This window comes from Dactylosporangium sp. NPDC049525 (assembly GCF_040676755.1).
GTDB lineage: Bacteria > Actinomycetota > Actinomycetes > Mycobacteriales > Micromonosporaceae > Dactylosporangium.
This window is the reverse complement of the sequence record NZ_JBFAPO010000129.1, coordinates 1-7,078: the sequence shown is the minus strand read 5'-3', so window position 1 is coordinate 7,078 and position 7,078 is coordinate 1. Positions and strand designations below refer to the sequence as shown.

1 protein-coding gene is annotated in these 7,078 nt (G+C 68.5%); it reads right to left on the bottom strand.

Annotated features, from left to right (window positions below):
• Window positions 1-7,052, bottom strand: a 7,052-nt coding sequence (locus AB0K00_RS57335; RefSeq protein ID WP_363540077.1) for an amino acid adenylation domain-containing protein, incomplete at its 3' end; no start/stop codon positions are given.
• Window positions 7,053-7,078: the final 26 nt, after the last annotated feature.

The window sequence follows — 7,078 nt, the reverse complement described above, 5'->3', positions numbered from 1 at the left end:
TCCGCGACGTTCGCCGCGCCACCCGCGACGGTGCCGACGACGGCCTGGATCTCGGCCTCGGTCAGCTCGACCAGCGGCAGCATGTCCGGGGTGATGGCCTGCGCGTCGGCGGGGATCAGGTTTGGCGGGACCTCGACGGTCACCGCAGCCGCAGCCGAGGCGAGGCCAGCCGGTGTCGGCGACAGGAACAGTGCCCGAGCCGACACCGTCAGCCCGCGTACCCGCAGCCACTCCACCAGCCGCACGGCCAGCAGCGAGTGACCGCCCAGCGCGAAGAAGTCGTCGCCAACCCCGACGGCGTCGAGACCCAACACCTCCGCGAACGCCTGGCACAGCAGCTCCTCGCGGGCATTGGCCGGCCCGCGTCCATTCCCGGCGGTCGCCGCGAAGTCCGGCGCAGGCAGGGCTTTGCGGTCCAACTTCCCGTTCACCGTCAACGGCAACGCGGCCAGCACCACCACAGCCGCCGGCACCATGTACTCCGGCAACCGGTCGCCGGCGAACCCACGCAACTCGGCGGCCAGCCCGTCACCTTCGCCGTCGGCTGGAACCACATACGCCACGAGGCGCTTGTCCCCAGCAATGTCCTCGCGGGCGATCACCGCGACATGGGCGACCTGCGGGTGCGCGGCGATGACCGCCTCCACCTCGCCCGGCTCGATCCGGAACCCGCGGATCTTCACCTGCTCATCCGCACGACCCAGATACACCAGATCGCCATCACTGGACCAGCGCACCACGTCACCGGTGCGGTACAAGCGACCGCCAGCGTCGAACGGGTCCGCGACGAACCGCTCTCCCGTCAATCCCGGACGACTGACATAGCCACGGGCGAGCTGCACCCCGGCGAGATAGAGTTCGCCAGCGACCCCAGCCGGGACCGGCGCCAACCGGTCGTCCAGGACATAGACGCGGGTGTTGAACACCGGACGACCGATCGGGACCACCGGCGAACCATCCGCCCGCGCCTCGAACTCCGTGACGTCCACCGACGCCTCCGTCGGGCCGTACAGATTGAACAACCCCACACCCGGCAGCACCTCAAAGAACCGGTCCCGGACTGCCGCTCCCAACGCCTCACCAGAACACACCACGCGCCTGAGACCACCGCATTCGGCTGCCTGCGGTGCGGCCAGGAACGCCTCCAACATCGACGGCACGAAATGCACAGTGTCCACGTGCTCATCACGGATCAGCTCCGCCACGTACCCCGGGTCGCGGTGACCACCCGGACGGGCCACCACCATCACCGCGCCCTGGATCAACGGCCAGAACAACTCCCACACCGACACGTCAAAACCAAACGGCGTCTTGTGCAACACCCGGTCTCCAGGCGCCAGACCGAACCGCGCCTGCATCCACACCAGACGGTTCACAATCCCGGCGTGGGACACCACCACGCCCTTCGGGACACCGGTCGACCCAGACGTGTAAATCACATACGCGGCCTGCTCCGACACGACCCGCACATCCGGATCCGAATCCGACGACCCGGGAGCGTCGACGGCCACGACCGGCACACCCAACCCGGCCAACGTCCCGTCGGACACAACACACGCCGCACCCGCGTCCGCCAGCATGAACGCCACACGGTCGGCCGGCAGGTCCGGATCGATCGGCAGGTACGCGCCGCCGGCCTTCACCACGGCCAGCAACGCCACCACCATGTCCACGCCCCGTGGCAGGCACACCCCCACGACCGAATCCGGACCCTGAATCAGCAACCGGGCCAGACGATTCGCGCGACCATCCAACTCCGCATACGAAACGGACTCGCCCTCGAACACCACCGCCGGCGCATCCGGAGTCCGCGCCACCTGCGCCGCGAACAACCCCGGCAGCGTGTTGGTCGGCACGTCGACCGCGGTGTCGTTCCATTCACGCAGCATCCGGTCCAACTCACCGGCACCGAGAACATCCACCGCCGAGACCGGAGCCGACGGATCCGCCAGCACCCCTTCCAACACCCGCAACCACCGCTCAGCGATCACCACAACCGAGCCCGCATCGAACAGATCCGTCGAACCGGTCACCGCACCCCGCAACCCCGCCGCCCGACCATCGGGATCGAAGCTCTCGGTGACGCTCCACTCCAGGTCGAACTTCGCCGCGGATACTCCGGACATCGGTCCGGCGTACGCACCCGCGCCGATCCTCGGCAGAGCCAGGATCGCGTCCGCGGTGTTCTGCACAGTCAGCATCACCTGGAACAGCGGGTTCCGGGCCAATGACCGAGCCGGGGCGAGCTCCTCGACCAGCAGCTCGAACGGCACGTCCTGGTGCTCGAACCCGGCCAGTGTGGTCTCCCGCACCCGAGCCAGCAGTTCGGTGAAGGACGGGTCGCCGGACAGGTCGGTGCGGATCACGAGGGTGTTGACGAAGAATCCGACAAGGTCATCGAGTGCCTGGTCGGTGCGGCCGGCGATCGCCGCGCCGATCGGGATGTCCGTGCCGGCGCCGAGCTTCGACAGCAGCACACCAAGTCCGGCCTGCAGCAGCATGAACACCGTCACGCCCTCGGCCCGGGCAACCTCCAACAGGCGGGCATGCAGGTCGGCGCCCACCTGCACCGGCACGGTGTGCCCACGGTGACTCGCCACCACCGGACGGCGCCGGTCCGCCGGCAGCACCAGCTCCTCTGGCACACCAGCCAGAGCCCGCCGCCAGTACGACACCTGCCGCGAGATCACACTGTCCGGATCGCCTTCGGCACCAAGCAGCTCCCGCTGCCACAACGTGTAATCGGCATACTGCACCGGCAGCGGCCCCCACGCCGGCGCCCGACCAGCCAACCGCGCCGCATACGCCGCCGACACATCGCCGGCCAATGGACGCGTTGACCAGCCGTCGCTGGCGATGTGATGCACGACCACGACCAGCGTTCGCTCGTCCGAACCGTCGGTGAACAGCCATGCCCGGATCGGCACCTCGGTGGCCAGGTCGAACGCGTACTGCGCCGTCGCCTCCACGGCCTCGCCGAGCTCCGCCGCAGCGACATCCACCACGTGCAGCTGCCAGTCCAGGTCCTCGACCGGGATCACCTGCTGGAACGGGTCGCCGTTGACGGTGGGGAACACGGTGCGCAGCACCTCGTGCCGGCCGATGACGTCCCGCAACGCCGCCTCGAGCGCAGGCGTGTCGACCTCGCCGGACAGGCGCAGCACCATCGGGATGTTGTACGTCGCGCTCGGGCCCTCCAGCTGACCGATGAACCACAGCCGTTGCTGTGCGAACGACAACGGCACCCGCTCCGGCCGCGCCCACGGCACCAGCGCCGACCGCGCCACCCCCGCACCCGGCAGGCGGCCGGCCAAACCAGCCGGTGTCGGCGCCTCGAACAACGCCCGCAACGACAGCTCAACCCCGAACACCGCCCGCAGCCGACTCATCAACCGCACCGCCAGCAGCGAATGCCCACCCAACGCGAAGAAGTCGTCATCGACGCCGATGTGATCCACACCGAGAACCTCAGCGAACGCCAGACACAACAACTCCTCATACACACTCACCGGGCCACGACCGACCCCAGCCCCAGCCGCGAAATCCGGCGCAGGCAACGCCCGCCGATCCAACTTCCCGTTCACCGTCAACGGCAACGCCGCCAACACCACCACCGCAGACGGCACCATGTACTCCGGCAACCGATCACCGGCGAACGCGCGCAACACCGCGGGGAGGCCGTCACCGTCGCCATCAGCCGGCACCACGTAGGCGACCAGACGCTTGTCCCCCGCCGTGTCCTCCCGCGCGACCACCGCGACCTGCGCCACCTGCGGATGCGCAGTCAGCACCGCCTCGATCTCGCCAGGCTCGACCCGGAACCCACGGATCTTCACCTGCTCATCGGCCCGGCCGACAAACATCAACTCACCCGAACCGGACCACGACACCACATCCCCGGTCCGATACATCCGAGCCCCACCAGCCGGGTCGAATGGGTCGGCGACGAACCGCTCACCAGTCAGGCCACCGCGACCCACGTACCCGCGCGCCAGACCCGCACCAGCGACATACAGTTCCCCGGCCACCCCGACCGGCACCGGCGCCAACCGACTGTCCAGCACATACACCTGCGTGCCAGCAATCGGCGCGCCGATCGGCACACTCACACGGTCAACCACATCCTGCGGACACACCGCGTGCACCGCCGTGAACGTCGTGTTCTCCGTCGGCCCATACCCATTCAACAACCGCAGACCCGGCACCCGCTCCAACACCGTCCGACACGACGCCACCGACAACACATCACCACCAGCCAACAACTGCCGCACCCCCGCCAACACCGCCACATCCGCACCCACCACCTGATCAAACAAACCAGCCGTCAACCACAACGTATCCACCCGATACTCAGCCAAGAACGCACCCAACTCGGCCGTCGACATCGCACCCGGTCGGGCCACCGCCAGCACGGCGCCGTTCAGCAGGGCGCCCCAGATCTCGAACGTCGCCGCATCAAACGACGCCGACGCCAGATGACCGATCACATCCCCAGCGCGGACCTCGAAGAAGCTCGCCTGCCACACCAGACGCACCACCGCCCGATGCGGCACCACCACACCCTTCGCCACCCCCGTCGACCCCGACGTATACATCACATACGCCGCATGACCCGCCCCCACCACCACCGGCAACACCACATCCGACAACACCGCCACCGCGGCAACCATCCGCGAATCATCCAACGCCACCGACCTGACCCGACCCGCCGGCAACTCATCCAACACATCCTCAAACCCCAGCAACACCCCCGCACGCGCATCGGCGAGCATGAACCTGATCCGCTCCACCGGCAGCTCAGGATCGATCGGTAGGTATGCACCACCCGCCTTCACCACCGCCAGCAAGGCCACGATCATCTCGACGCTCCGCGGCAGACACACCCCCACCACCGACTCGGACCCCACCCCGACGCTGATCAAATACCGGGCCAGACGATTCGACCGGGCATCCAACTCCGCATACGACAGCTCAACCTCGTCACCACGCACCGCCACCGCACCCGGCGTCCGAGCCACCTGCCCGGCGAACAACTCCGCCAGAGACACTTCCGGAACCTGAACCGCCAAGTCGTTCCACCCGAACAGCACCCGCTCCCGCTCGGCAGCGTCGAGCACATCGACCGTGGACACCGGCGCCGACGGCTCGGCTAGGACCGCATCCAACACCCGAACCCAACGCCGAGCGATATCAGCAACCGTCGCCGCATCGAACAAGTCCACCGACCCCGTCAACACACCCCGCAACCCCGCCGCAACACCATCGGCGTCGAACGTCTCGCTGACGTTCCAGTCGAGGTCGAACTTCGCCACCGCAAGGTCTGCCGCCGCGGCCGGCTCGCCCGCCTGTACCCCGGGCAGGTCCAGGACGGCCTCAGCGTTGTTCTGCACGGTCAGCATCACCTGGAACAACGGGTTCCGGGCCAATGACCGGGCCGGGGCGAGTTCCTCGACGAGGCGTTCGAACGGCACATCCTGGTGCTCGAACCCGGCCAGCGACACCTCACGCACCCGAGACAGCAGCTCCGTGAAGGAAGGGTCACCCGACAGGTCGGTACGGATCACCAACGTGTTGACGAAATACCCGACAAGATCATCCAACGCCTGGTCGGTACGGCCGGCGATCGCCGCACCGATCGGGATGTCCGTGCCGGCGCCGAGCTTCGACAACAGCACCCCGATCCCGGCCTGCAACAGCATGAACACCGTCACGCCCTGCGCCCGAGCCACCTCCAGCAACCGCGCATGCAGCGCGGCCGGCACGTCCACCGGCGCCACGTGCCCGCGACGGCTCGCCGCTGCCGGGCGTCGACGATCCACCGGCAGCACCAGTTCCTCCGGCACACCCGCCAGAGCCTGCCGCCAGTACGACACCTGCCGCGAGATCACACTGTCCGGGTCGGACTCGTCACCAAGGATTTCCCGCTGCCACAACGCGTAGTCCGCGTACTGCACCGGCAACGGCTCCCACTCGGGGGTCCGACCGGCGAGCCGCGCCTGGTAGGCGGTCGACACGTCCGCTGCCAGCGGCCCCACCGACCAGCCGTCCCCGGCGATGTGATGCACCACCGCCACCAGCATCCGCTCGCCAGCATCGCCGGCGAACAGCCACGCCCGGATAGGCAACTCGCCGGCCAGGTCGAACGCATACTGCGCCGCTGCCGCCACCGCCGCGCTGAGGTCCGCCGATGCCACGTCGACCAGCTGCAGCTCCCAGTCCAGGTCGTCCAGCGGGATCACCTGCTGGAACGGCTGACCGTCGACGGCCGGGAACACTGTCCGCAGCACCTCGTGCCGGCCGATCACGTCCCGCAGCGCAGCGCTCAACGCCCCGGCATCGACCTCACCCGACAGATCCAATACGACTGGAACGTTGTGGGTGGCGCTGGAACCCTCCAGCTGCCAGAGGAACCACAGCCGCTGCTGAGCGAATGACAGCGGCAACCGCTCCGGCCGCACCCACGGCACCAAAGCCGACCGCGCCACGCCCGCACCGGACAGCCGTTCGGCCAAACCCGCCACCGTCGGAACCTCGAACAGCGTCCGGATGGACAGGTCGACGTCCAGGGCTGCACGGACGCGGCTGATGAGGCGTACCGCCAGCAGTGAGTGCCCGCCGAGGGCGAAGAAGTCGTCGTCGACGCCGACGGAGTCAAGGCCGAGGACTTCGGCGAAGGCCTGGCAGAGTGCTTCTTCGCGGGCGTTGGCCGGGGCACGTCGCGGTCCGGCCGCGGTAAGTTCCGGCGCGGGAAGGGCTTTGCGGTCCAGCTTGCCGTTGGGGGTCAACGGCAGCGCATCAAGCACCACGATTGCCGCCGGGACCATGTACTCCGGCAGCCGCGACCCGACAAACTGTCGCAGCGCGGCCGGCAACCCGTCCGGATCGTCGGCGGTGACGTAGGCGACGAGGCGCTTGTCGCCGGGGACATCCTCTCGGGCGATGACAACGGCCTGCCCGACCTGCGGGTGCGCGGCCAGCACCGCCTCGATCTCACCCGGCTCGATCCGGAACCCACGAACCTTCACCTGCTCATCAGCCCGACCCAGATACACCAGGTCCCCACTGGCGGTCCACCGCG